This window comes from Petrotoga sp. DB-2 (assembly GCF_054051725.1).
The window spans coordinates 149,415-172,171 of record NZ_JBSVZD010000001.1 but is presented as its reverse complement, the minus strand read 5'-3'; the positions used below and the strand labels follow the sequence as shown (position 1 = coordinate 172,171).

At 34.0% G+C, this 22,757-nt stretch carries 21 protein-coding genes; 5 read left to right on the top strand and 16 right to left on the bottom strand.

The window, feature by feature from the left end:
* Positions 1 to 270 precede the first annotated feature (270 nt).
* The 10 genes from rny to ACW9JY_RS00775 all read right to left on the bottom strand — a co-directional run bounded on the left by rny (position 271) and on the right by ACW9JY_RS00775 (position 12,237).
* The gene (gene rny / locus ACW9JY_RS00820) at positions 271 to 1,818 is read right to left on the bottom strand and encodes a ribonuclease Y (protein ID WP_457283046.1); all 1,548 of its coding nucleotides are present in this window, start codon (positions 1,816 to 1,818) and stop codon (positions 271 to 273) included.
* An 8-nt stretch (positions 1,819 to 1,826) separates the two neighbouring features.
* Complete coding sequence (locus ACW9JY_RS00815; RefSeq protein ID WP_457283008.1) at positions 1,827 to 2,297, bottom strand: regulatory protein RecX; 471 nt, start codon at positions 2,295 to 2,297, stop codon at positions 1,827 to 1,829.
* Positions 2,275 to 3,381, bottom strand: coding sequence for a recombinase RecA (gene recA / locus ACW9JY_RS00810; protein WP_103076970.1), 1,107 nt, complete (start codon positions 3,379 to 3,381; stop codon positions 2,275 to 2,277). Before recA ends, ACW9JY_RS00815 begins: the two co-directional genes overlap by 23 nt.
* A complete protein-coding gene (gene thpR / locus ACW9JY_RS00805; RefSeq protein WP_103076969.1) occupies positions 3,374 to 3,982 on the bottom strand; it encodes an RNA 2',3'-cyclic phosphodiesterase in 609 nt (202 codons plus the stop codon). Before thpR ends, recA begins: the two co-directional genes overlap by 8 nt.
* A gap of 21 nt (positions 3,983 to 4,003) precedes the next feature.
* Complete coding sequence (pgsA, locus tag ACW9JY_RS00800) at positions 4,004 to 4,513, bottom strand: CDP-diacylglycerol--glycerol-3-phosphate 3-phosphatidyltransferase (RefSeq protein WP_457283007.1); 510 nt, start codon at positions 4,511 to 4,513, stop codon at positions 4,004 to 4,006.
* Positions 4,482 to 5,819 (bottom strand): 30S ribosomal protein S12 methylthiotransferase RimO, encoded by a 1,338-nt coding sequence (gene rimO, locus ACW9JY_RS00795; RefSeq protein ID WP_457283006.1) that lies wholly within the window; start codon positions 5,817 to 5,819, stop codon positions 4,482 to 4,484. The genes pgsA and rimO overlap by 32 nt, the downstream gene beginning before the upstream one ends.
* Before the next feature lie 31 nt (positions 5,820 to 5,850).
* Positions 5,851 to 7,125 carry an RNA-guided endonuclease IscB gene (iscB, locus tag ACW9JY_RS00790; protein ID WP_457283005.1) on the bottom strand — a complete coding sequence of 425 codons (1,275 nt, stop codon included), beginning with the start codon at positions 7,123 to 7,125 and terminating at the stop codon, positions 5,851 to 5,853.
* Between the two features lie 508 nt (positions 7,126 to 7,633).
* On the bottom strand, positions 7,634 to 10,324 hold the full coding sequence (gene polA / locus ACW9JY_RS00785; RefSeq protein WP_457283004.1) for a DNA polymerase I: 2,691 nt from the start codon (positions 10,322 to 10,324) through the stop codon (positions 7,634 to 7,636).
* A gap of 28 nt (positions 10,325 to 10,352) precedes the next feature.
* Positions 10,353 to 11,684 (bottom strand): hypothetical protein, encoded by a 1,332-nt coding sequence (locus ACW9JY_RS00780; protein ID WP_457283003.1) that lies wholly within the window; start codon positions 11,682 to 11,684, stop codon positions 10,353 to 10,355.
* A 4-nt stretch (positions 11,685 to 11,688) separates the two neighbouring features.
* A complete protein-coding gene (locus tag ACW9JY_RS00775) occupies positions 11,689 to 12,237 on the bottom strand; it encodes a macro domain-containing protein (protein ID WP_457283002.1) in 549 nt (182 codons plus the stop codon).
* Between the two features lie 476 nt (positions 12,238 to 12,713).
* On the opposite strand from ACW9JY_RS00775, the gene ACW9JY_RS00770 reads away from it, so the two are divergent.
* From ACW9JY_RS00770 to ACW9JY_RS00750, 5 genes are all read left to right on the top strand, one after another.
* Positions 12,714 to 14,003: an ABC transporter substrate-binding protein gene (locus ACW9JY_RS00770; protein ID WP_457283001.1), complete on the top strand. Its 1,290-nt coding sequence runs from the start codon at positions 12,714 to 12,716 to the stop codon at positions 14,001 to 14,003.
* A 69-nt stretch (positions 14,004 to 14,072) separates the two neighbouring features.
* Entirely contained in the window at positions 14,073 to 14,957 is an 885-nt protein-coding gene (locus ACW9JY_RS00765; RefSeq protein ID WP_457283000.1) for a carbohydrate ABC transporter permease, read from the top strand.
* The gene (locus tag ACW9JY_RS00760; RefSeq protein WP_457282999.1) at positions 14,951 to 15,925 is read left to right on the top strand and encodes an ABC transporter permease subunit; all 975 of its coding nucleotides are present in this window, start codon (positions 14,951 to 14,953) and stop codon (positions 15,923 to 15,925) included. Before ACW9JY_RS00765 ends, ACW9JY_RS00760 begins: the two co-directional genes overlap by 7 nt.
* A gap of 33 nt (positions 15,926 to 15,958) precedes the next feature.
* Positions 15,959 to 17,140 (top strand): glycosyltransferase, encoded by a 1,182-nt coding sequence (locus ACW9JY_RS00755; RefSeq protein ID WP_457282998.1) that lies wholly within the window; start codon positions 15,959 to 15,961, stop codon positions 17,138 to 17,140.
* Between the two features lie 19 nt (positions 17,141 to 17,159).
* On the top strand, positions 17,160 to 17,969 hold the full coding sequence (locus ACW9JY_RS00750; protein WP_457282997.1) for a MurR/RpiR family transcriptional regulator: 810 nt from the start codon (positions 17,160 to 17,162) through the stop codon (positions 17,967 to 17,969).
* Positions 17,970 to 17,989: 20 nt separating this feature from the next.
* Here the strand turns inward: ACW9JY_RS00750 and arcC are convergent, their stop codons facing one another.
* The 6 genes from arcC to ACW9JY_RS00720 are packed head-to-tail and all read right to left on the bottom strand — an operon-like array spanning position 17,990 to position 22,756.
* The gene (gene arcC / locus ACW9JY_RS00745; protein ID WP_457282996.1) at positions 17,990 to 18,931 is read right to left on the bottom strand and encodes a carbamate kinase; all 942 of its coding nucleotides are present in this window, start codon (positions 18,929 to 18,931) and stop codon (positions 17,990 to 17,992) included.
* 5 nt (positions 18,932 to 18,936) lie between these two features.
* Positions 18,937 to 19,926, bottom strand: a complete 990-nt coding sequence (gene argF, locus ACW9JY_RS00740; RefSeq protein ID WP_457282995.1) for an ornithine carbamoyltransferase — start codon at positions 19,924 to 19,926, stop codon at positions 18,937 to 18,939.
* 20 nt (positions 19,927 to 19,946) lie between these two features.
* Positions 19,947 to 20,399: a hypothetical protein gene (locus ACW9JY_RS00735; RefSeq protein ID WP_103076955.1), complete on the bottom strand. Its 453-nt coding sequence runs from the start codon at positions 20,397 to 20,399 to the stop codon at positions 19,947 to 19,949.
* Between the two features lie 23 nt (positions 20,400 to 20,422).
* Positions 20,423 to 21,541, bottom strand: coding sequence for an FAD-binding oxidoreductase (locus ACW9JY_RS00730; RefSeq protein WP_457282994.1), 1,119 nt, complete (start codon positions 21,539 to 21,541; stop codon positions 20,423 to 20,425).
* 10 nt (positions 21,542 to 21,551) lie between these two features.
* Complete coding sequence (locus tag ACW9JY_RS00725; RefSeq protein ID WP_457282993.1) at positions 21,552 to 22,145, bottom strand: Rnf-Nqr domain containing protein; 594 nt, start codon at positions 22,143 to 22,145, stop codon at positions 21,552 to 21,554.
* The gene (locus ACW9JY_RS00720; RefSeq protein WP_457282992.1) at positions 22,145 to 22,756 is read right to left on the bottom strand and encodes an Rnf-Nqr domain containing protein; all 612 of its coding nucleotides are present in this window, start codon (positions 22,754 to 22,756) and stop codon (positions 22,145 to 22,147) included. The genes ACW9JY_RS00725 and ACW9JY_RS00720 overlap by 1 nt, the downstream gene beginning before the upstream one ends.
* Position 22,757 lies beyond the last annotated feature (1 nt).

The window sequence follows — 22,757 nt, the reverse complement described above, 5'->3', positions numbered from 1 at the left end:
TCTTTGCCATCTCACTTAAATTCCTCTTTGGTTGATTAAAACAGTTATCAAAAATAGATTAATTAAGAATTAGAAATAACTTATATCTAATATTTTGTCCTGAATTTGACAGTTGCAAAAGCATAAGAATTCTAAAACAGGCATGAATAAATGAAAAAAGCGTTTTTTCATTAAGTACCCAGATAGTTCAAAATCTGTCATAATCAACACCTGATTTTATTATAAAAATAATATCTTAGGGGGATAAACCCCTAAGATATTAACTGATTTCTAACTTGCATAAGCTACGCTTCTTTTTTCTCTAATTACGGTTACTTTGATTACTCCAGGATATTGAACCTTTTCCTCTATTTGAACAGATATATCGTGCGCCAATTTTTCTGCGATTTCATCTTCAACTTTATCTGGTTGAACTATTATTCTCAATTCTCTTCCTGCTTGTATTGCATAAGCTTTATCTACGTATCTGAATGATTTCGCGATTTCCTCAAGTTGCTCGATTCTTCGAATGTAATTTTCCAATGTTTCTTTACGTGCACCAGGTCTGGATGCCGATAACGCATCACTTGCAGCAACTAAAACAGCTTCGGGTGTCATTGGGTCAACTTCGTTATGGTGATACTGTATCGCATTAACTACTTCTAATTTTTCTCCGTATCTCTTAGCAATTTGCCCTCCAACAATAGCGTGTGATCCTTCAACTTCATGATCAACAGCTTTTCCTAAATCATGGAATAAAGCCGCTCTTTTAGCTAGTTCAACGTTCAATCCTAATTCACTTGCCATCATTCCAGCAAATTGTGCTACCTCTATTGAATGTTCCAATACATCTTGTCCATAACTGGTTCTAAATTTTAATCTACCTAGAAGTTTAATTATTTCAAGGTGCGGCTGTTTTATACCTACTCTCATTACCGCTTCTTTTCCTACTTCTTTTATGTATTCTTGGATTTCGTTTTTTGATTTCTCATATAGCTCTTCTATTCTAGCAGGATGTATTCTTCCATCAGCTACAAGCATTTCAAGTGTTCTTTTTGCTATCTCTCGTCTTAATGGGTTGAACGAGGATACAACAACTATTTCTGGTGTATCATCGATTATTAAATCGGCTCCTGTGAGTTTTTCAAAGGTTCTGATGTTTCTTCCCTCTCTACCAATTATCCTTCCTTTCATGTCATCTGTAGGCAAGGATACAGTTGAGGTTGTTATTTCGCTGGTAACATCTGATGCATATCTTTGAATAGAGGTAGTGATAACCCATCTGGCATATTTTTTTGCCTCTTCTTCGTAATAATCTTTTATTTCTTTGAACTTTTGGGCAATTTCTCTTTCATACTTATCTCTTGCTTCGTTTATTACTATTTGGCGTGCTTCTTCTTCAGTCATTTTTGCAATTTCATTTAATTTCGTCTCTAATTCTTTCTCTAATTTTTGGACATTTTCGTGTTGAGCTTCCAATTTTTCTTTCAGTTTTTCTAAGTTTTCTTCTTTTTTTGATAAACTTTCTTCCTTTCTTATTAATCTTTCTTCATTGGTTTTAAGTTCTTCTCTTTGTTGCTTTGCTTCTAAATCAAATTGTTGTCTAAGTTTATGTATCTCTTCTTTTGCTTCTAGTAATTCTTTTTGTTTTAATGCCTTAGCTTCTTCTTCTGCTGTTTTTAATATCTTATCTATTTCTTTTTGTTTGTTTTTTATTTCAACTTCCAATTCTTCTTTTTTTGTTTTTAATGTAGAAATAACCCTTTTGTTTCCAATATTAACTCCAACAAGCAGAGATAAGATAAATATTGCTACTCCTATAATTATATATACCAAAATTTCCAATTTTAATCACCTCTTAAGTTTTCAATAACAGAGTTTATAATGTCTGGCTCAAAACCTCTTCTATACAAGTAAGCTTTAGTTTTGAGAACGTCCTGTTTTCTTTCATAATAATTTTTTGCCAATTCTAAGGCAATTGCATTTATATCTACTTCGTTTTTGACTTTCTCAAGGGCCTCAAAAATCAATCTTTCATCTACTCCCAAACGTTTCAATTCATGTTGTATAAACATGGGGCCTTTTTTGTCTAGAGTTAACTTGTCATATGTATATAAATACGCAAAAAGTTTGTCATCTATCAAACCACTCTTCTTGCATTTTTCTACAACTTTATCAATAACTTCTTCGTCAAAGCCTTTTTCTTTTAGTCGGTCCGAGAGTTCTTTTTCTGATCTGGCACGATACTTTATTAAATTCAATGCAGATTTTTCAGCTGCTTTTTCATCTTTTGGATTAATTTTTTTGTGTTTCTTCATTTTTCTCTTTTTTGCTCTTTGATGAGTTAGATTCGAACTTTTCAATCAGATAATCGGGAATAATTAAATTGTGCTTCTTGCGAATAGTATATTCTAAATAATCAAGTATTTCAGGGTTTTCCATGAGATAACTAATTGAATTGGTTTTACCCTGTCCTAAACTGACTTCTTCACCATTTTCGTTGATATAAGAGAACCAAGCTCCTTTTCTTTGAATTAAATCTTCCTCTACAGCTAGGTTAAAGATATCGTTTTCTTTTGCGATGCCTCGTCCAAAGATCATGTCCACATTTGCTTGTTTGAAGGGTGGAGCAACCTTATTTTTTACGATTTTTAAGGTTGTTTCATTTCCTATCTGATCTTTTCCTTCTCTTATTGCACTACCTTTTCTTACCTCTACCCTGATCGTAGAATAAAATTTTAGTGCAATTCCTCCTGTAGTAGTTTCTGGGTTACCGTACACTACACCAATTTTCATCCTTACCTGGTTTATAAATATTACTATAGATTTGGATTTACTTATACTCCCAGCTAGTTTTCTTAGAGCTTGAGACATTAGCCTTGCTTGGAGTCCCATGTGAGAGTCTCCCATAGCTCCTTCTATTTCTGCTTTCGGTACCAGAGCGGCTACAGAATCTACCACTATTAAGTCTACTATGTTAGATCTGATCAAAGAATCTACAATTTCAAGGGCTTGTTCACCATAATCTGGTTGTGAAACTATCAATTTGTCGACATCTACGCCTAGCTTTTTAGCATATTCAACATCTAAAGCATGTTCGGCATCAACAAATGCGGCTATACCGTTCAATTTTTGGACTTCCGCTAAGGAATGAAGAGCTAGTGTAGTTTTACCCGATGATTCGTTTCCAAATATTTCTACAATTCTTCCCCTTGGATATCCGCCAACACCCAAAGCTATGTCTAGCGATAAACATCCACTTGGTACAACGGATATATTGCTGTTATCCAATCCCTTGCCCATTATCATGACCGATCCTGTTCCATGATTTTTTTCTAACTCTTTAACAAGTTTCTCTAACAATTCTTCTTTATTTGTATCTTTAGAATCATTTTTAGCCATTAATGATGACGCCTCCTTCAAAGTCAACCGTGTAAAGTTTTTTATATATTGGGCCTTTCCTTGTTAGTTCAGAAGAGTATATACCGATAGAATTTACGTATACTTGGATTTGATCAAAAGTTACAGAATTAATTAGTTCTTTCCAATGGTTAGGGAACGATTTAACCCTTCCGACTGTAATATGAGGTAAAAAGTTGGTATCTTTAACCTCTAATTCTGAAATCTTTAGTACCTTTTTTATTTCTTCATACAAACCAATTAAGGTATTATCTTCTTGTATTCCCAGCCATAACACCTTTGGTTCAGAATCGTTTTCAAAGAATCCCATTTTATGGATATTAAAATGAAACGTGGGGAATCCGGATATTCTTTCACCGATTTTATAAGCCAACTGAGCTATCTTTTCCATTTTTTGATCCCCAAGGAAAAACAATGTTAAATGGACATTTTTTGCTTTTGTCCAATTGGCTTTAAATCCCATCCTTTGAAACCTTTCGATTAAATCATTTACTAACCCTTCTAATTTTTCATTAGTTTCGATAGCGATGAAGGACCTTAATTTATCGGTGTTGTAGCTATTTGTATTTTTTAGCTGTGTCATATACTAGGACTCCTTTCTTTATTAAAATTGCTTAGCGGTTTTTATAGTGTAATTTACCCCTGATAATAGACTAATTATAACAGTCAAGTAGATCAAAGCATTAACTAAAAAATTCCAAAGCATCAAGTATATTACAATGATTAAAGCAATTTCTAAGACGGTTTTTAGTTTACCAAACTTATCAGCAGGAACAACGATGTTTTTGTTTGCAGCTGCCATCCTTAAACCACTCACAAAGGTGTCTCTTGATACAATTATTGCTACAAACCACGCAGGCAAAATCCCTACACCTAACATTGCAATAAAAACGGAATTTATAAGTATTTTGTCAGATATTTGGTCAAAAAATTTGCCGATATCGGTAACCTGCCCTGTTTTTCTGGCAACATAACCGTCTAACCAATCAGTTAAAGAAGCTATAATAAATAAAACCAAGGCTACGATATAAAACGGTTCTCCAAAAATAGTTAAAATAAATATTGGAATGGCTAGTATTATCCTAGAAAAGCTCAACAAATTTGGTATGTTCATATTCAACGATTTCTCCTTCCAGATCATATTCGTATGAACCAGTAATTCTTGCTTTGACGAAATTTCCTAAAGATAGTTCTTTGTCACCATAATTTTTTATATATATATTTCCATCAATTTCTGGAGCGTCTAAATAGCTTCTTCCGATATAAACGTTATCTTCTTTCTCTTCCAAAAGAACTTCTAAAGTTTTACCTATATATTTTTCCATGATGTTTTTAGAAATTTCACTTTGAACAGTCATTAGTTCATTTTGCCTTTGTTTTTTAATTTGTTCATCAATTTGTTCTGGCAATGTGAATGACTTGGTATTTTCTTCTTTTGAGAATTTAAAGCTTCCCATTCGTTCAAATTTTATTTCTTTTACGAAATCGAGTAACTCTTCAAAATCTTCAGCTTTTTCTCCTGGGAACCCTAGCATTAACGTGGTTCTTATGGCAGATGGTTCTTTTCTGATTTTCTCAAATAGTTTCATTAACTCATTTCTTTTCTTATGTCTGCCCATACTTTGCAAAATTTTATCAGAGATATGTTGAATTGGTACATCGAAATAATTTAATACTTTTTCATTTCTATGTATGCTTTCTATGATGTCTTCACTTAAGAAATCCGGATGTAAGTACATAACCCTGATCCAAAATCTTCCTTTTATATTGTTAAGTTTGTCTAATAAATCTGGTAGTGCCTGCTTTTGGTAATTATCTATGCCGTACAATGTATTATCTTGGGATACGAGAATGATTTCTTTTACACCTTTGGATACCAAAAATTCTACTTCTTCGTTTATTTCTTCGATACTTCTGCTTTTTGGTTTTCCTTTGAACGTGGGTATAGAACAAAAGGCACAATTTCTACTACATCCGTCCCCAATTTTTACGTATGCGTAATGTGAGTCTGGAATCGCTCTAATTTTACAATCGTACAGAGTTTCAGGAATATCATTTTTAAAAAAATATTCACCATTTTCAATTTTTTCAACTATGGTTTTAGGGGACAGCACACCGAATAACCCGTCTATTTCAGGAATATTTTTAAGAATATCGTTGAAATATCTTTGGGTTAGACAACCTATTGGTATAACTTTTAGATTTTTGTTATTATCTTTTAAGGAGGCATATTCAAATATAGCTTCGATGCTTTCTTTTTTAGCTTCTTCGATGAACCCACATGTATCTATGAATATATAATCAGCAATTTGAGGATTACTCAAGTATTTATAGCCTTTGCTTTGGAGCAACCCTTTGAATATTTCCATATCTGCATCGTTTTTTGGACAACCTAATTTTACTATGTGAAACTTTTTCATGAAAAATATCTGCAGGAGACTCACCATTTCCTTAAGAGGCGGAAGCCCGGTTCAGTGGTGAGAGGAATGCAGAATTTTCTCTCCTTTCCCATAATAGAGTTTTAGTTTTGCTTACTAAGATTAAATCTTTGCTTTTTGCACTTCTATGAATTACTGTGCCATCAACTTTTCTTATATCAAAGTATCCAGTTGAACGTCTTCCATATATGAAACATTTAATACCATTGTATTTTACTTTATCAAACAATCTAAAACCATGTACTAGATAAGGTGCTTGGTTAAGTTTTCTTATTCCTCCCTTTAGAATGTTAGCTTTGTGTATTTGTCTATTGTGTCGTCTAACTTCTTTAATGTGATAATAATGCTCTAATTGTTTTGCTTGAGGATGACCACTAATACATAAAGCGTCTATTCTATGTGTTTTAGGTAAACCATTTTGTATTCTTGTATTTTTAGTGATATATCCATAAGTTAGATGAATGTTAGGGTATAGTGTTTTTAATCTATTGTATAAAGTCCGTCTCATAATACCCATAAATGTAGCATCTTTAAACTTTTGTCCTCTTTTAAAATTCAATTTAATCTTTCCATCGTGGTAATCCTTATGGCATGTTTCGCACAATGTAATTAAATTATTGGGTGCATCTCCACCTATTTGTCTACTTTCGATGTGGTGAATATTGAGTCTTTTATCTTTGGTTTTGCCTTTGCAGTGTTGACAGGTGTAGTTATCTCTCCATAGAACATATTCCCTTACATTCCAAAAATCTAATTGTTCCCCTTGTTGGTATTGTTTGCCTTCAATATTAGGATTCTTAATCTTTTGTATATCGAAACTTGCAACTTCTACTACAATTTTTGTAACAGGAAGCAAACTGTGAACTAGATCAATCAGTTTAATGTGCGATTTTATTTTATGTTCTACCGACGGTGCAAGCCATCCTTTGTTCTTACTGTGGACACGATTTAAAAAGCGTGGTTTCCTATACCTTGTTTTTCTGAAACGTCTATCTCTACGATACTGTCGTTTTTGAGATATAAGTTTAGGTATATCGTCCCTTAGTTCAACCTCTGCTGCAAAAAGTTCCTTATTTTCAGTAGTAGCAGACAAGCCTACAGTTTTACTTCCCGCATCTACTCCTAAAGTAATAGGTTGTTTATAACCGCTACTACCATAGAGGAGCTGAATGGTAAAAGGTTCTTTTCTAATAACCTTGGCTTTTTCCTCTTTAAGTAATTTTCTTGCCTTTGAAGGTTTACAAGGCATAAGAGGTTTCCCATGTTTGTTTAAAACGTACACTAACATAAAGTGTGCCTCCTTAATGGAGTTCTTCTCCTTCCCCAATGTTATATAGGCTTTTTACGTTTAGCTCACTATCCCTACCCCTCAGGATTGTTTAAAACTAAACAACAGAGCGACGGACTAGGAGAAACATCCGAAGGTGTTATGACCTATATAACGTAGCCCGATGATCTTCCTTAAGAGGCGGAAGCCCGTTTATCATGGCTGAGGGTAGTCAACTAAGGCTTGTTCATCACAAGTCCCCGTCTTTAGACGGTGGGTAGTTGACTCGATTCCTCCGATGATTTTATTATAATATACTGCCTTTAAAATCTAATTATATAGATCTAATTATATAGCGCCCCTTCGCCCCGCTGCCCGCCCATAAGGAAAAAGGGTTTTACTCCTTCGCCCCGCTCCCACCTTCTTTATATCTATAAACGTCTAATTAGTTATTTAGATTATATCAGATTTTCTTTAAAAAATGAAAAAATTTTAATAATTTAGATATACATAATTATAATTATAATTATCATTTTTGCCAATTTTTACCGACACTGATATCAACTTTTAAAGGTATTTTTAATTTAACAGCATTTTCCATACAATCTTGAACCGTTTTTTTGGTTTCTTCTACGATTTCTTTAGGTAATTCTATTACAACTTCGTCGTGTACCTGAAGTATCAATTTTGCTTCTTTTGGAAGTTTTTTGTATAAATTGATCATAGCCAATTTCATAATATCGGCTGCAGTACCTTGGATAGGGGTGTTTATGGCTATTCGTTTCAACTCAGATTTGCCTGTTTTTATGTTATTCAAAAATCTTTTCCTTCCAAATATAGTTTCAACATAACCTTTTTGCATTGCAACCTTTAAGCTTGATTCTTGATATTCTTTGACTTTTTGGTAAGTTTTAAAGTATTTTTCCATAAAATCTTTGGCATCTTCTACGGATATTTTTAAATTCTCGGCTAGTCCATACGGAGATGATCCATACACCAGGGAAAAATTAACTACTTTTCCCACTCTTCTCATGTTGTAGTCTACATTGTCGATGTTTACACCGAATATTGCAGCTGCTGTTAAAGCATGTATATCTTCATCGTTATTAAAAGCATGTATTAAAGTTTCATCGTTAGATAGATGAGCTAAAACTCGTAATTCAATTTGTGAATAATCGGCACTGAGTAAAACATAATCGTCTTTTTGTGCTTTGACGGTGTTTCTAATTCTTTCTCCATCTTCTTCTCGTATGGGGAGATTTTGAAGATTCGGTTCGCTACTACTTAATCTACCGGTGGCTGTTCCCGTTTGGTTGAAAGATGTATGAACCCTACCAGTTTTTTTGTTAACTAATTTTGGTATAGCAATTATGTATGTAGAAAGAAGCTTTTGGTATTTCCTATATTCTAAGAGTTTTTCTATTATGGGATGCTCATCTCTTAGAGCTTCTAAAGAATCTGCATCTGTTGAATATGATCCACTCTTAGTTTTTCTTTTCCCCTTCAATCCTAAGTTTTCAAAGAGTAGTTCTCGAACTTGTTTTGGTGAATTTGGATTGAACTCATAACCGACGATTTTTTTCATTTCATACATTAACGAGCTTAGCTTTTTGTTATATTCTTCTTCTAATTTTTTAAGCTCTTTTAAATCAAAATACACACCATTCATTTCCATTTCTGATAACACATTTATAGTTGACATTTCGATTTTTTCAAACAATTCAATTAGTTCAAATTCTTCTAGTTTGGGCTTTAATACTTCAAATAATCGATAAGCAATATCCGCGTCTTCTGCAGCGTACTCAACAACCTTTTTCTTATCGATGTCTCCAAGGGTTAACAGTTTGATATCTTTTCCCATAACTTCTTTGTATTTAGTTGTTTTATAATCCAAATATTCTTTGGCAAGATCATCCATATTGAACCTTCTGCTATCAGGGTTTAACAAATAAGCAGCTATCATACTGTCAAAATATACTTTACTTAATTCAATTCCGTTTACTTTCAAAACCGTCATATCGTACTTTAAATTTTGGCCAATGACCTTTTTATTGTTTAAAAGATTGACTATCTCCTTAGCTATTTCCCATCTATCTTTTTCTTTGTATAGATACAAAAAATATCCTTCAAACGGGTTGCAGCTTAAAGCGATTCCCACTATATCTGCTTGATATGGATCAAGGGAAGAAGTTTCAAGGTCAAAAGATATTATTTCATATTTCTCTAAGGTTTTTAATAGTTCTTTGTAATTTTGTGCGTTATATTCGTAATACTTGCCTTTTGCTGAGTAGTCTTTTTTTTCTGCTTTTGTTTTTGTTGCCGCTTTAGCTGAGTTACTTGATTTATCAGTTACATCTAACTCTTTCAATATTGAATTAAACTCCAATTTTTTGAGAAAATCTCGTAAATCGTCTCTGAATCCTTGATATATAATTTCTTTATCTTCAAATATTTCTTCTATTGGTGCATCTACCATCAATTGGACTAATTTTTTACTCAGATATGCGGTTTCTTTTTCGTTTTTTAGTTTGTTTTTTGTAGAACCTTTTATCTCATCTAGATGTTGATACAAATCATCTAAATTCTTGTAATCCTGCAACAATTTTTGAGCCGTTTTTATTCCAATGCCTTTTACTCCAGGAATGTTGTCGGAACTATCCCCCATTAAAGCTAGCAAATCAGCGATTTTTTCTGGAGGAACCCCCATCTTTTTTTCCACTTCGTGTGCATCGTATTTTACCATTTCTGTTATTCCTTGTTCTGGTCTTAAGATATATACGTTATCCTTAACAAGTTGCATCATATCTTTATCCGATGTGATTATATAAACATTATCGTAGTTTCTTTTCTTTTTTGAAACTATTGTGGCTATGACATCGTCGGCTTCATAATTATCCATAGCAACTAATTTTACGCCCAATTTTTCCACCAGTTCGTATATGTATGGGATCTGTTGTATATATTTTTCAGGTGTTTCTGGTCTTTGGGCCTTATAGGTTTTTAATAATTCGTTTCTATAAGTAGTGGTTTTTTTGTCCATAACAAATATTATTGAATCTTCGCCTTTTTTAACGTATTCTTTGAGTAACTTTAAAAGCATTCGAGCTACTCCGTAGATGGCGTTTGTTGGCAAACCATCAGAAGTGTTCATCCAGTCCCCCAGCGCAAAAAAGGCTCTATATGCTATTCCTGAGCCGTCTATTAAGTATAAATTTGCCATGTGAAACACCTTCTTTTCTTTTGATTTTTCACTCAATTAAAATTAATTTATATTTTCCGGTTTTTTCATCTGGCTTGATATCTTCCACGATTTTTACATCAAAATTGACGTTTTGCATTTTTTTCTTCTCTAGGATATTGGTAAGTTTGTTTCTAACTTCTTCTAAAATTTTATCTGAACGCTCTTTTTGTGAAACGACTATTTTAAAGACAAAAGATGAGTGATTCTTTTGGACGAATTGAAACTTAGTCACTCCTTTGACAAAAAATTCAGCTATAACGATTGGATGAATGAAATCTTTTTCACCGTTTTCATTTATAAAAAATGGAATTAACTCATTTCTTCCAATAACTTGTTCGATCTTTGTAAAGGGCCATACCCCTTCGCTATCTTTAGATTTTTTTAGGATATCTGTTAATTCATATCTTATTATAGGTTGGGTGTAATTATATAAGTTTGTCAAAATTGTTCTATCTTCTTTAATTTCAAGGTAAACCGCATCATCGTATATGTACATACCTTTTAAATCTTCTCTAGATACCCCCATCGCCAATGACTCAGAAGTTGCATAACTATCCACTATTTCAGCATCTTTCCAAACCTCTTTTAAAAACAGTCTTACATTTTTTAATAAAGGTTCTCCACCACTAATTATTACTTCGGGGTGGATATTCAAAAGACCTTCATTTTGAAACTGTGCCAAGGATCTTATACCAAAGGGATACCCTGTGAGATTGTCAGGTTGAAAATCGTTAAGCTCTTTTAAGTAGGTTTTGATAGGTTTGTTTATATCCATTACCATATAATCTTTATAGAAAAACTTCTCAGGTTGATTTAGTGGAGAGAGGAACAAACTTATGGCAGCATAATGTCCATCAACTGCGCCTATAAAGGCATATTTCTTTCTTTTGAGAGTAAAATTTGAAAACATCCTTGTTGAAATAGCTTTAATGAAATCCCATTCTCTTTCACTATATAAATAATATCCTACCGTTCCGGTTGTTCCAGAACTGTGTATTACATGGTACTTGTTTAAAAATAAAGAAGTTGGATTCGGATTATTTTTTAAAAAGTTTTCCACTTTGCTTTTAGTAATTTGGTTATCTTTAAAGAACTTATTAAAATTATCAATTATAAGGTTTTTATTGATCATTGGTAATTCGTTTATGGGAATCTCTTTCAACATGTTTTCTTTTATTCCGTAAGATCCATAAAAATCCTTATAAAAAGGTATTTTTCTATAGGCGTATTTTAATATCTTTCTAAATTTCTTTTCTCTTAATTCTAATATCTTTTTTCTTGAACAATTAAGATTTTTACGTAGAGAGTAATAATAGTAAACTGTTCTTAGAAAACTCATATTCTCAAAATTCTTTCAAAAAATAATCCAAGTGGTCTTCGCCATATATTACAAATCTGATTTCCTTTAAAAATTGTGGATTGGTATTTATAAAATCATAGACTGCTTTTTTGTAAACTGGAACCGCTTTTTCTATGGGATAACCGTATATACCTGCACTTATAGCGGGTAAGGCCAGTGAATTCAATTTTAATTCTTCTGCTTTTTTCAAAGAATTGAAAACGGCATCATACAATAACTTTTCTTCTTTTTGGTCGCCTCCCTTCCAAATAGGTCCAACAGCGTGGATTATGTACTTGCATTTTAACTTTCCTCCAGTTGTTATTGCAACATTTCCAGTTTCGACTTTACCGTATTTTTTGATATATTCGTTCGATTCTTTTTGAATATCTGAACCTCCTTTTCTTGCTATTGCTCCAGCTACTCCACCACCATGTTGCAAATGTGAATTAGCAGCATTTACAATAGCATCTGTTTCTTCAATAGTTATATCACCGGATACTAATTTGATTTCAACGTTGTTGACTTTTATTTCTTTTATAATTTTGTTCATGTAGCAACGCCTCCTAAAAAGATTAAATTTGTATTGTCTTTAAAAACTCTAAAACTTGTGTTAGCGCCCCTTCGACCATACGTTAAGGGGTAAACCCCTTAAGATTCCCAAGTTCAGAAGCAAAGTTTATCATCAAAAAGCTTTTTGCACAAGACTGCAAAAAACATAGTTTGCATACTGCAGCAAACGCTCCCCACCCATAAGGATTAAAGAGTCTTTTCAACCATTATAGTTGATTTTTCTTTTATTATATCAAAAGTTAGTAGACTACCCCAAATTAAAATCCAATAATGAGAAAATAAGAGATTTTTGATAATAATCACAAATAACCGCCTATAATCAATTGTAATCACGAATAATCAGATTTTGAAAATAATATTTTTTTCTGTATAATAAAAATGAAAATTTTCTTTTTATCTTATATTTTTGAAAAAAATTTTTATTCAAAATAAGAACCTAAATTTGAGGAGGTGTGTATGGTGAAGAAACTTACAGTGGTTATTTTAGCAGTGCTTGTTAGTGCGATGGTGTTTACTCAAACGATTACGTTTTGGCACACTCAGGTAGAAACAGATAGGCAACAAAGAATTAGAGCCTTAGCACAGATTTTTGAGGCACAAACAGGTATAACCGTTAATTTAGTACCTATTGAGGAAAACGAGATTTTAGAACAGATTCCAAGAGCAGTTCAATCTGGAACCTTACCAGATGTTGTAGAAGGTGGCATTTCTCCAATACTTTTGTTGGGGAGCCAAGGCTTTATGGATACAGAACTGAATGCAAAGATCATCGAGGATTTTGGTGATGTTTATGAAGGTGTTTCAAGATTGATGCAGGCACCAGATGGAGGATATTATGGTGTACCTTTCCATGCTTGGGTTCAAGGGATTTGGTATAAGGCAAATTTGTTTGAAGAAAGAGATCTAGGGGCTCCAACATCTTGGTACAATATACTTACAGCTGCAAAAGCATTAAACGATCCTGCTAATGGTTTCTACGGTATGATATTGCCTAAGAAAGCAGATGCTTATACTGAACAGGTCTTTTCACAAATTGCTCTTTCAAATGGGGCAAGACCAATTGATAAAGATGGAAATATTCTTTTTAATACTCCCGAGATGATCGAATCATTTAGATTCTATAAAGAACTTGGAAAATACTCCAGACCTGGTTTTACTGCCGTTCCAGAAGCATTGAATGGTTATTTGAACAACGAAGCCGCCATGGTATTTTATTCGACCTACATAATGGATGATATTGCGGTGGAAGAGGTTCAAAAACAAAGAGTAGAACAGTTTGATCCTAAACTTGTTGAAAATACAGGTTTTGCAAATTTTATGATTAACACAAGGCCATCTTCATTTGGAGAAGTCGTAGGTTTGGGTATACTTAAAACGTCCGAGAATAAAGATGCTGCAGAACAGTGGGTAAAATTTCTTATGAGTGGTAGCAATTACATTTACTGGTTGCACATGGCACCTGGCGGAATGAATCCAACCAGAAGTTCTATAGCACAGATGGATGAATTTTTAGATAATCCTGTTTTAGAAAGATATGGGAAAGATCAAATAACTACTATTATTTCTGCATTAGATACTGTGGAAAGATTTGAGTTCATGGAAGGAGAAATAATTGAAGAAATGAGTATCCTGTCTGGTAACTTTGTAATTGGTAGAGCAATAAATAGAATGTTCGCTAACGATTGGACACCACAGCAAACCGCTCAATGGGCACAAGAAGAAGCTGAAAGATTATTAAGTGAATAAAAGCATATTAGCTATTGAAAGGGGGATACTTTATTCCCCTTTTTTACTAAAAATCGGGAGGAGAGAAAAATGCAACGATTTCGAGAGTTATCTCCTTTAAAGAAGAAAGAAGCAACTTTTGGATGGAAGTTAGTATCACCTGCCATTATTTTGATAGGGCTTTTTATTTTGTATCCGGTTTTATACAACATTTACTTGAGTTTTTTTGAAGTATCCCTTACACCGGGAGTACCGAATAAGTTTGTTGGTTTTCAAAATTACAAAGAACTGTTAACCGATCCTACCTTTTGGAATTCCTTTGGTATAACTTTGTTGTATGTTTTGATTACAGTCGTTGGAAGTATTTTAGTTGGTTTAGGGGTTGCTTTACTTATGAATAAAGAATTTCCCGGCAGAGGTATAGTAAGAGCCCTAATATTGTTCCCATACGTGGCGCCGGTTATTTCCACCGTTTTTGCATGGCAATACGTTTTAATGCCTTTAAATGGCCCTTTAACAATACTTTTAAGTAATTTAGGTATCATGGATGTGACAAAAGACCTAGTTAACGATCCAAATAACGCATTCATAGTTGTTTCATTTTATAGTATTTGGAAGAATTTTCCTTTTATTTATTTGATGATTTTATCAAGGTTACAATCAATACCTCAAGATTATTATGAAGCAGCTGATATTGATGGCGCCAATGGTTGGCAAAAATTCCATCATATAACTTTACCTGAACTATACTATGTAATAGGTTCTTTAGTTCTTTTAAGGGGAATATGGAATTTTTATAAATTTGAAGAGGTATACCTATTGTCTAAAGAGGCGCGAACTCTGCCTATATACCTATATGAAAAAGCCTTCACGGGTTTACCAGAACTTGGAGTTGCAGCAGCGATAGCAACGGTCCTCTTTGTAGTTATGATGGTGCTCATATCCATCTATGTGAGGAAGGTGTTAAAATGGTAGTAAGAAAAAGATCTTTCATAAAAACATTTTTATTTTGGTTTTTTATAGCGTTAGTTGTGATATTTGTTGCTTACCCTTTTGCATATATGGTTTCGGTTTCCTTCAGGTATGATTCCGACGCATTTGATCCAGGATTGATTCCTGAGAATCCAACATTAACACAGTATGCTCAACTATTAGGATTTCAGGAGTCAATTAGGCAACAGATGAGTGAAGAAGAAGAACAACTTATGAAACTTTTAGAATCTCTTCCAGAAGAACAAAGGGAACAAGTTCTTCAGAATATACAATCATCAAGAAGGCGTGAATCATTTCCTTTTTTAAGATGGTTTGGTAATAGTTTGTTATTGGCTGGGTTAAGTGCTTTAACAAGTTTAATAATTGGTATATTTGGTGCCTATTCTTTCAGTAGAGTTTGGTATCCGGGAAGAACTCTTGTTCAAAGAGGGGTATTGCTGGTATACCTAGTAGGTGGAGTGATATTATCTGTTCCTTTGTATGATTTGTTCGTAAGAATTGGATTAACTAATTCAGGAGGAACCTCAATGTTTGCTTTGTATATAATATATATAATTCAAACGTTGCCTGTTTCAATGTACATGCTTGGTAATTATTTCCGAACGATTCCTGAATCTATTGAAGAAGCCGCCTTAATTGATGGTAGTACAAGAATTGGAACTATTATGAGGATAATTATTCCTCTATCAATGCCGGCTATAATCACTGTCTTCATATATGCCTTCATGATAGGATGGAATGAGTATTTGTTTGCTTCTATCTTCATAAGACCATATCCTGGAGCTTATACGCTGCCCGTAGGTTTGAGGGAAATTTTCTTTTCTGAACATGCCGTATGGGCTAAAATGATGGCAGCCTCTGTATTGACAGCAGTTCCCGTCATTGTATTGTTTATGACCGTCGAAAAATACCTTACGGCGGGTTTAACAGCGGGGGGAGTCAAAGAATAAATTTAAAAGGACTACAAAAAGGAGGAAGTTAAAATGTCATTATTTTTCGATGATAAAATTTTACAAAATCTACCTAAAAGGGTAAAAATAGTTGTGGGTATTCCTAGCTATAATAATGCTGAAACTATTTCTTTTGTTTCTAAAACAGCTGCAGAAGGGATAGTTGAATATTTTGGTTCTAATGGGTTAATTGTTAACGCTGATGGGGGTTCAAAAGACGGGACAAAAGAAGTTTTTATGAAAACAGACACAAAAAATTTACCAAAAATCGCTTACGATTATATTGGTTTGCCAGGTAAAGGAAGTGCAATGCTTTCTGTGATAGAACTTGCTAAAAACTTAGACGCCGAGGCGATTGTATTTTTGGATTCTGATTTAAAGAGTGTCAGACCTTGGTGGATAGAAAGATTAACAGGTCCCATAATGAAAGGGCTTTCCGATTATGTTGCTCCTTATTATGTGAGGCATAAATACGACGGTACAATCACAAACCAAGTATGCTATCCTTTGGTGGCTTCTTTGTTTGGGCAAGCTATTAGGCAACCAATAGGGGGAGATTTTGGGGTAGGTAAAAATATGATCGATGTTTATTTGAAAACCGCTTCAAGTGTTGCCAAAACAGATGTAGCAAGGTTCGGGATAGATATTTGGATGACTACAAATGCCATACTTAACTCCAATAAAAAGGTTTATCAAGCTGCTTTAGGTGCAAAAGTTCATGATCCTAAAGATCCGGGAGCTGATCTATCTCCTATGTTTAAGCAGGTAGTTGGAACGTTATTTGATATTATCGTAGATAGCGTCTCCAAATGGAAAGATATCGATTCTATTGAAGAAGCCCCAATATATGGTGAAGTACCTCAAGTCGCTGTTGAACCTATTAACATCAATATAGAAAATTTGAAAAAGCAACTTTTAGAAGGGTTAAAAAATGAAGAAACCAAAAGATTGGCAAATGATCACTTCGAAATCATAATGAAAGAGAAGAAGGTACCACTTCAAATCTGGGGTGATATATTATTTAATGCATTAATAGAGTATTCGAAAAACAAAGACAAAAAATTAGTGGAATCTTTAGTACCACTCTATTTTGGGAGAGTAGCTGATTTTGCTGAATTGACAAAGGATATGAACGAAGTAGAAGCTGAAAAAGTTATTAAAGATCAAATAAATGTATTTAAGAATAAAAAAGATGAATTGATAGAAAAGTTATAGTCAATAAGAGGTGAGGAAGTTGGTTACTTCCAAGATTAAAGGAATATACAATTCTTTAACTGACAAGGAAAATCAGGCAGCTCAGTATATAATCGAAAGGCCTGCCGATGTAATACACTACAGCATCACAGAATTATCCAATTGGGCAGGAACTAGTGAAACTACTATATACAGAGTTTTAAAAAAGGTTGGTTACTCGGGATATCAAAAATTTAAGTTAGAATTAGCAAGGGAATTGAGCGCTCCTACACTTGAATCAAAAGAGTCAAAAGATCTTTTTGATTTGATTTACAATAAAGCTGTAAATTCCTTAACTGATATTCTAAAGCAAGCAGACAGGGATAAAATTACTCGAGCCTCTGAAATAATACTGAGTAGCAAAAAACTACTTTTCTATGCCGTAGGAAGATCTTTTCCTATTGCTTTGGATGCTTCTTTGAAGTTTGCTGCCTTGGGATTTGCTTCCACTGCATATTCTGATCCACATATGCAAGTTATCGTTGCTTCAAATTTAGAAAAAGATGATGTGGTAATTGCTACCAGTCATTCTGGGGTTATCCGAGATACTTACAAATCCGCCCAAGTAGCCAGGGAAGCTGGTGCCTTCACCATAGGGGTAACTGCGGGGGTTAATTCACCTTTATCAAAAATAGTCAATCTCGTTTTATATACTTCAGCTGAAATGCCACAAGAAAGCGAATTCACGGTGAGCAGAATCGGAGAAATGTTTATGGTGGAACTTTTATACAACTCCGTTGCTTCTAGAATGTCCCTTAAAAACAAAGAAAGCAGAATAAGTGAAGTAATGAAGACAAAAAGATTCAATTAAAATAGGGGGGTGATCCCCCCTTATTTCGTTATGATAGTTCCTGTTTTTCCTTCCAATGCATCAACCAATTTGGTTAAATCTGTAATTAAAGCAGGTCTTCCAGTCTTGAGAACAAAATTTGTGCATGCCTCTATCTTTGGCAACATACTTCCTTTTGAAAAGTGTCCTTCATTCATATATTGTATTGCTTGGTTCACAGTCATTGAAGATATAGTTTGTTGATTGGGTTTATTAAAATTTATAAATACTTTTTCTACAGCGGTTAGAATTATGAATTCATCGGCATCCAATTCTATAGCTAACAAAGCAGAGGCTCTATCTTTGTCTATGACACCTTCCACACCTTTTAATTTATCTCCTTCTTTTATTACTGGGATACCCCCACCACCCGCTGCTATGGTTATATTGTTGTTCCTTACCAATTTTTTAATAGCTTTTATCTCTATAATCTCTAACGGTTCTGGAGAAGGTACTACCCTTCGCCAACCTCTTCCGGCGTCTTCCACCATACTCCATCCTTTTTCTTTGATGAGAGCGTCAGCCTCTTCTTTGGAGTAAAAAGGTCCAATAGGTTTTGAAGGATTGTAAAAAGCTGGATCATTTTTATCAACAAGTACTTGGGTAACTAAACTTGAAACATCTTTTTCAATATGTTCTGCTGTTAAAACATTTTTTAACGTTTGGGAAATCATGTATCCTATATATCCTTGAGTTATAGCCCCATTTACATCCAGAGGAAAAGGAGGAATAACTTCTTTGGCCATATCTTGTTGAACGAGAATGTTTCCTACTTGTGGTCCATTCCCGTGTGTTATAACTATTTTATAATTTTTTTTTACTAGTTCAACCAGGCATTTTGCCGTGTTCTCTAAGTTTTTTAACATATTTTCGGCGGTTGGAGATTCTTTTGGTTGGGATAAAGCATTTCCTCCTATTGCTACGATTGCAAGTTTTTCAGTCATTCGTATCAACCTACCAACGTTGCTACCATAACTGCTTTTATGGTATGCATTCTATTTTCTGCTTCATCAAAAACTTTTGAGTACTTACTTTCGAACACTTCATCTGTAACTTCCATTTCTTTAATACCGTATTTCTGGTAAACATCGTATCCCATCTCTGTTTTCGTGTCATGAAAAGAGGGCAAACAGTGCAGAAAAATAACCTCAGGATTGTTTGTCTTTTTTATCAAATCCATATTTACTTGGTAGGGTTTAAGTAATTTGATTCTCTCTTCAACTTTACTTTCTTCTCCCATAGAAATCCAGACATCAGTATAGATCACATCCGCGTTAGCAACAGCATCAAGTTTGTCTGTGATTGTGATTTTTCCACCGTTTTCGCTAGCTGTCTTTTCCATTTCATTTATCAGTTCTTTACTTGGAAAAAGTTCCTTTGGAGAAATAATTACAAAATCCATCCCCATTTTAGAGGCACCAATCATGAGGGCGTTTGCCATATTGTTTCTTCCATCTCCAATGTACACAAACTTGATCTTATTAAGAGGTTTTTCGAAATTTTCCATAATAGTTAGGAAATCTGCCAAAACTTGGGTAGGGTGATCTTCATCTGTAAGACCATTCCACACGGGAACACCTGAATATTTTGCTAAAATTTCTACCGTTTCTTGCTTGAAGCCTCTAAATTCTATGCCATCGTAAAATCTTCCTAAAACTCTTGCCGTATCTTCTATTGATTCTTTCTTACCCATTTGACTGTTAGTTAGAAATGTAACGTTTGCCCCTTCATCGAAGGCAGCTACTTCGAAGGCGCATCTTGTTCTAGTTGATGTTTTTTCAAATAGCAAAACTATGTTCTTACCTTTTAATAAATCGCCTTTAATACCCATTCTCTTTTTGGCTTTTAGATCTTTTGAAAGCTCTAAAAGATACTTCACCTCTTCGGGGGTAAAATCTTTCAACGTTAAAAGGCTTCTTCCTCTTAAATTGATAGGCATGTTTTTTAAATTCCTCCTTTTTATTCTTCTAGCACTTTTTTAAGTTTTTCAGGTTCTACCCTGAATGCTGACCCCTTACCTTGGAAAAAATGATGTTTTTCTATCAAGTGAAGCGATAATTCTGTAATAAGAAGTTCTTCTTTGTTATCTAAATTTTTAATTCTTAAATTAACTTTCCTAAAAATACCGTCTTCAAAGGGACAAGGTAGATGGCCTCTAGCTTCATCCACTTTTATAAGCCATTTATTGTCAACGGTTACAGGTTCTTCAAAAGCTTCTTTCCCTTTTTCAAAAAGGTATCTAATCTTTTTAAGGTCATCTTGTAAATTTATATTTAAAGCTCTAATTTTTTCTTCATCACTTTCAATTATGTCAACCAAAAGTCTTTCATCATCACCTAAAAATCCATCAGCGGTTATAACGCCGGGCTTCATGTTTTCATAGGCTTTCTTTAAATCTTCAGTCATTTTCATTGAGGAAAAGCACCTCCTTTTAATTACGCGAACTTGTCATAATATATTTTATCTTCGGATATGCCGTTCTCCGTCATTACTTTAATACAGGCATTTATCATACCGGGGCTTCCACATAAATATCCTTCCTTTTGGGTATTTTGGTCCATTTTTTCTTTAAAATATTTTCCCAATACATCTGTTATAAGTCCTGTTTCGCCTTTCCAATTATCTTCAGGTTGAGGTTCTGAAAGAGCGGGAACAAAATGGAATCTGTTCCATTTCTTTTCCATGTCTTGAAAGAAATCCACATAATAAAGGTCTTTTAAGCTTCTTGCCCCGAGAAACAACCATACATTTCTATTGGTTATCCTCCTTTCGAACATATCTGCAACGATAGATTTTATCGGAGCTAACCCTGAACCTCCTGCAACACATATCATATCTGCATCCGTATCTCTCATATAAAATTCGCCAAAAGGACCGACTAATTCCATTTGATCATTTTCTTTTAGATATTTATGAACATAAGTTGTCGCTATTCCACCTGGAACAAGTCTGATAAAAAATTCAACAGAATTTTTTTGACTTGGAGATGAAGCGATGGAGTACGCCCTTTGAGTAAATTCTTTTATTTTCTCGTAGGGAGGTATAACCAATTGCATGTACTGTCCTGCTTTAAACTCAATTTCATTTGGTTCGACAAGTTTAATTTTAACTTCTTTTATATCATAAGTCAAATCGTTTATTTTTTCAACTACACCCTTAAAAATTTTTGCAGAAAATAGCTCTTCTGGTATTTCTATCGCTATGTTAGATTTTACTTTCACTTGACAAGATAATCTTATATTTTGTTTTATTTCTTCCGCGTCTAAAAGGGGTGCCTCAGTGGGTAAAATTGGTCCAATATCTGATAAAACTTTTACCTTACATGCCCCACAACTTCCTCTACCACCACATGCCGAGGGTATAAAAATGCCTTGCTCAGAAAGGGTTGTAAGTAAAGAGGCGCCTCCACTCACCTTTAACTCTTTTTTCCCGTTGTTGATATCAATCTTAACTTCACCATAATTGTTGACTATGCTATCAACTACCACAATCATTGCGGCTAAAACTGCACTTAATCCACCTATTATAAATGAAGCAGCTAATATTGCATTCACATCAATCACCTCACTGTACGTTTAGCATACCCGAAAATCCCATAAAAGCCATGGCCATCAGTCCAATAGTTATTAAAGTAATTCCAGGTCCTTTTAACGGTCCAGGTACAGGAGATTTATCAACCTTTTTTCTTATTGCGGCTAGTGATATGATTGCTAACCACCAACCTAACCCCGAACCAAGTCCAAAGATGACTGATTGAAGAAAATTATAATTTCTGATCTGCATAAAAAGGGCTACACCCAATATAGCGCAATTGACAGTGATTAATGGAAGAAAAATACCTAAGCTCATGTACAAATTAGTAGACATTCTCTCTATAACCATTTCTGATATCTGTACTATTGCAGCAATGACTATTATAAACACTATATATCTAAGATATTCTAAACCGAAAGGAATCAACAAATAATGGTAGACAAGCCAATTAATTGCGGTAGTTATAGTCATAACAAAAGTTACTGCAAGACCCAAACCATTTGAAGAAGTGAAATCCTTTGAAACCGATATAAAAGAACACATTCCTAAAAAATTTGAGAGAAGTATGTTGCTTGTAAAAATAGAAGCAAAGAATAAAGATATCAAGCCTACGTCAGGGGACATTATTTTTTAACCTCCTTTGTAAACATGTAACCTTTTAATATCCATATTAAAATAGCTAACATAAAGAAGGCACTTGGAGGCATAACCATTATAGTCCAATTTACAAAATTATCTGGTAATACTTGAAATCCAAAAACTGTTCCAAAGCCCAATAACTCTCTCACAAATGCCACCATCAAAAGAACATACATATAGCCTATCCCGGTGGTTAAACCATCCCACAAAGAAAGTAGTGGAGGGTTAGATTGAGCAAAAGCCTCTGTTCTTCCCATTATTATACAATTAGTTATGATCAAACCTACGTATGGTCCTAAAGCTCTACTGACTTCAGGCACATAAGCTCTAAGGACTATATCGACAATTATAACATAAAAAGATATTATCAACGTTTGGGCTATCATTCTGACTTTCCTAGGAATGAAAGATTTTAACAAAGAAACCGTCATTGCCGACAATCCTGTCACAAAAACGACTCCCAGAGTCATAATGGATGTGTTTATTAGAGTGTTAGTTACCGCTAATGTGGAACATATCCCGAGTATTTGGATGAATACAGGATTGTTATACCATAAATTATCTTTAGCTATTTCTATCCAACTTTTCTGAGCCATT

What these genes read in the sequence shown, in the direction of transcription:
- ACW9JY_RS00735 (WP_103076955.1), bottom strand. Translation starts at nt 20,399, where the DNA reads ATGAAAATGACTGAAGATTTAAAGAAAGCCTATGAAAACATGAAGCCC.
- thpR (WP_103076969.1), bottom strand. Translation starts at nt 3,982, where the DNA reads ATGACACAGCTAAAAAATACAAATAGCTACAACACCGATAAATTAAGG.
- ACW9JY_RS00815 (WP_457283008.1), bottom strand. Translation starts at nt 2,297, where the DNA reads ATGAAGAAACACAAAAAAATTAATCCAAAAGATGAAAAAGCAGCTGAA.
- rimO (WP_457283006.1), bottom strand. Translation starts at nt 5,819, where the DNA reads ATGAAAAAGTTTCACATAGTAAAATTAGGTTGTCCAAAAAACGATGCA.
- ACW9JY_RS00720 (WP_457282992.1), bottom strand. Translation starts at nt 22,756, where the DNA reads ATGGCTCAGAAAAGTTGGATAGAAATAGCTAAAGATAATTTATGGTAT.
- ACW9JY_RS00725 (WP_457282993.1), bottom strand. Translation starts at nt 22,145, where the DNA reads ATGTCCCCTGACGTAGGCTTGATATCTTTATTCTTTGCTTCTATTTTT.
- recA (WP_103076970.1), bottom strand. Translation starts at nt 3,381, where the DNA reads ATGGCTAAAAATGATTCTAAAGATACAAATAAAGAAGAATTGTTAGAG.
- polA (WP_457283004.1), bottom strand. Translation starts at nt 10,324, where the DNA reads ATGGCAAATTTATACTTAATAGACGGCTCAGGAATAGCATATAGAGCC.
- ACW9JY_RS00755 (WP_457282998.1), top strand. Translation starts at nt 15,959, where the DNA reads ATGTCATTATTTTTCGATGATAAAATTTTACAAAATCTACCTAAAAGG.
- iscB (WP_457283005.1), bottom strand. Translation starts at nt 7,125, where the DNA reads ATGTTAGTGTACGTTTTAAACAAACATGGGAAACCTCTTATGCCTTGT.
- ACW9JY_RS00775 (WP_457283002.1), bottom strand. Translation starts at nt 12,237, where the DNA reads ATGAACAAAATTATAAAAGAAATAAAAGTCAACAACGTTGAAATCAAA.
- arcC (WP_457282996.1), bottom strand. Translation starts at nt 18,931, where the DNA reads ATGACTGAAAAACTTGCAATCGTAGCAATAGGAGGAAATGCTTTATCC.
- ACW9JY_RS00780 (WP_457283003.1), bottom strand. Translation starts at nt 11,684, where the DNA reads ATGAGTTTTCTAAGAACAGTTTACTATTATTACTCTCTACGTAAAAAT.
- ACW9JY_RS00770 (WP_457283001.1), top strand. Translation starts at nt 12,714, where the DNA reads ATGGTGAAGAAACTTACAGTGGTTATTTTAGCAGTGCTTGTTAGTGCG.
- pgsA (WP_457283007.1), bottom strand. Translation starts at nt 4,513, where the DNA reads ATGAACATACCAAATTTGTTGAGCTTTTCTAGGATAATACTAGCCATT.
- ACW9JY_RS00765 (WP_457283000.1), top strand. Translation starts at nt 14,073, where the DNA reads ATGCAACGATTTCGAGAGTTATCTCCTTTAAAGAAGAAAGAAGCAACT.
- argF (WP_457282995.1), bottom strand. Translation starts at nt 19,926, where the DNA reads ATGCCTATCAATTTAAGAGGAAGAAGCCTTTTAACGTTGAAAGATTTT.
- ACW9JY_RS00760 (WP_457282999.1), top strand. Translation starts at nt 14,951, where the DNA reads ATGGTAGTAAGAAAAAGATCTTTCATAAAAACATTTTTATTTTGGTTT.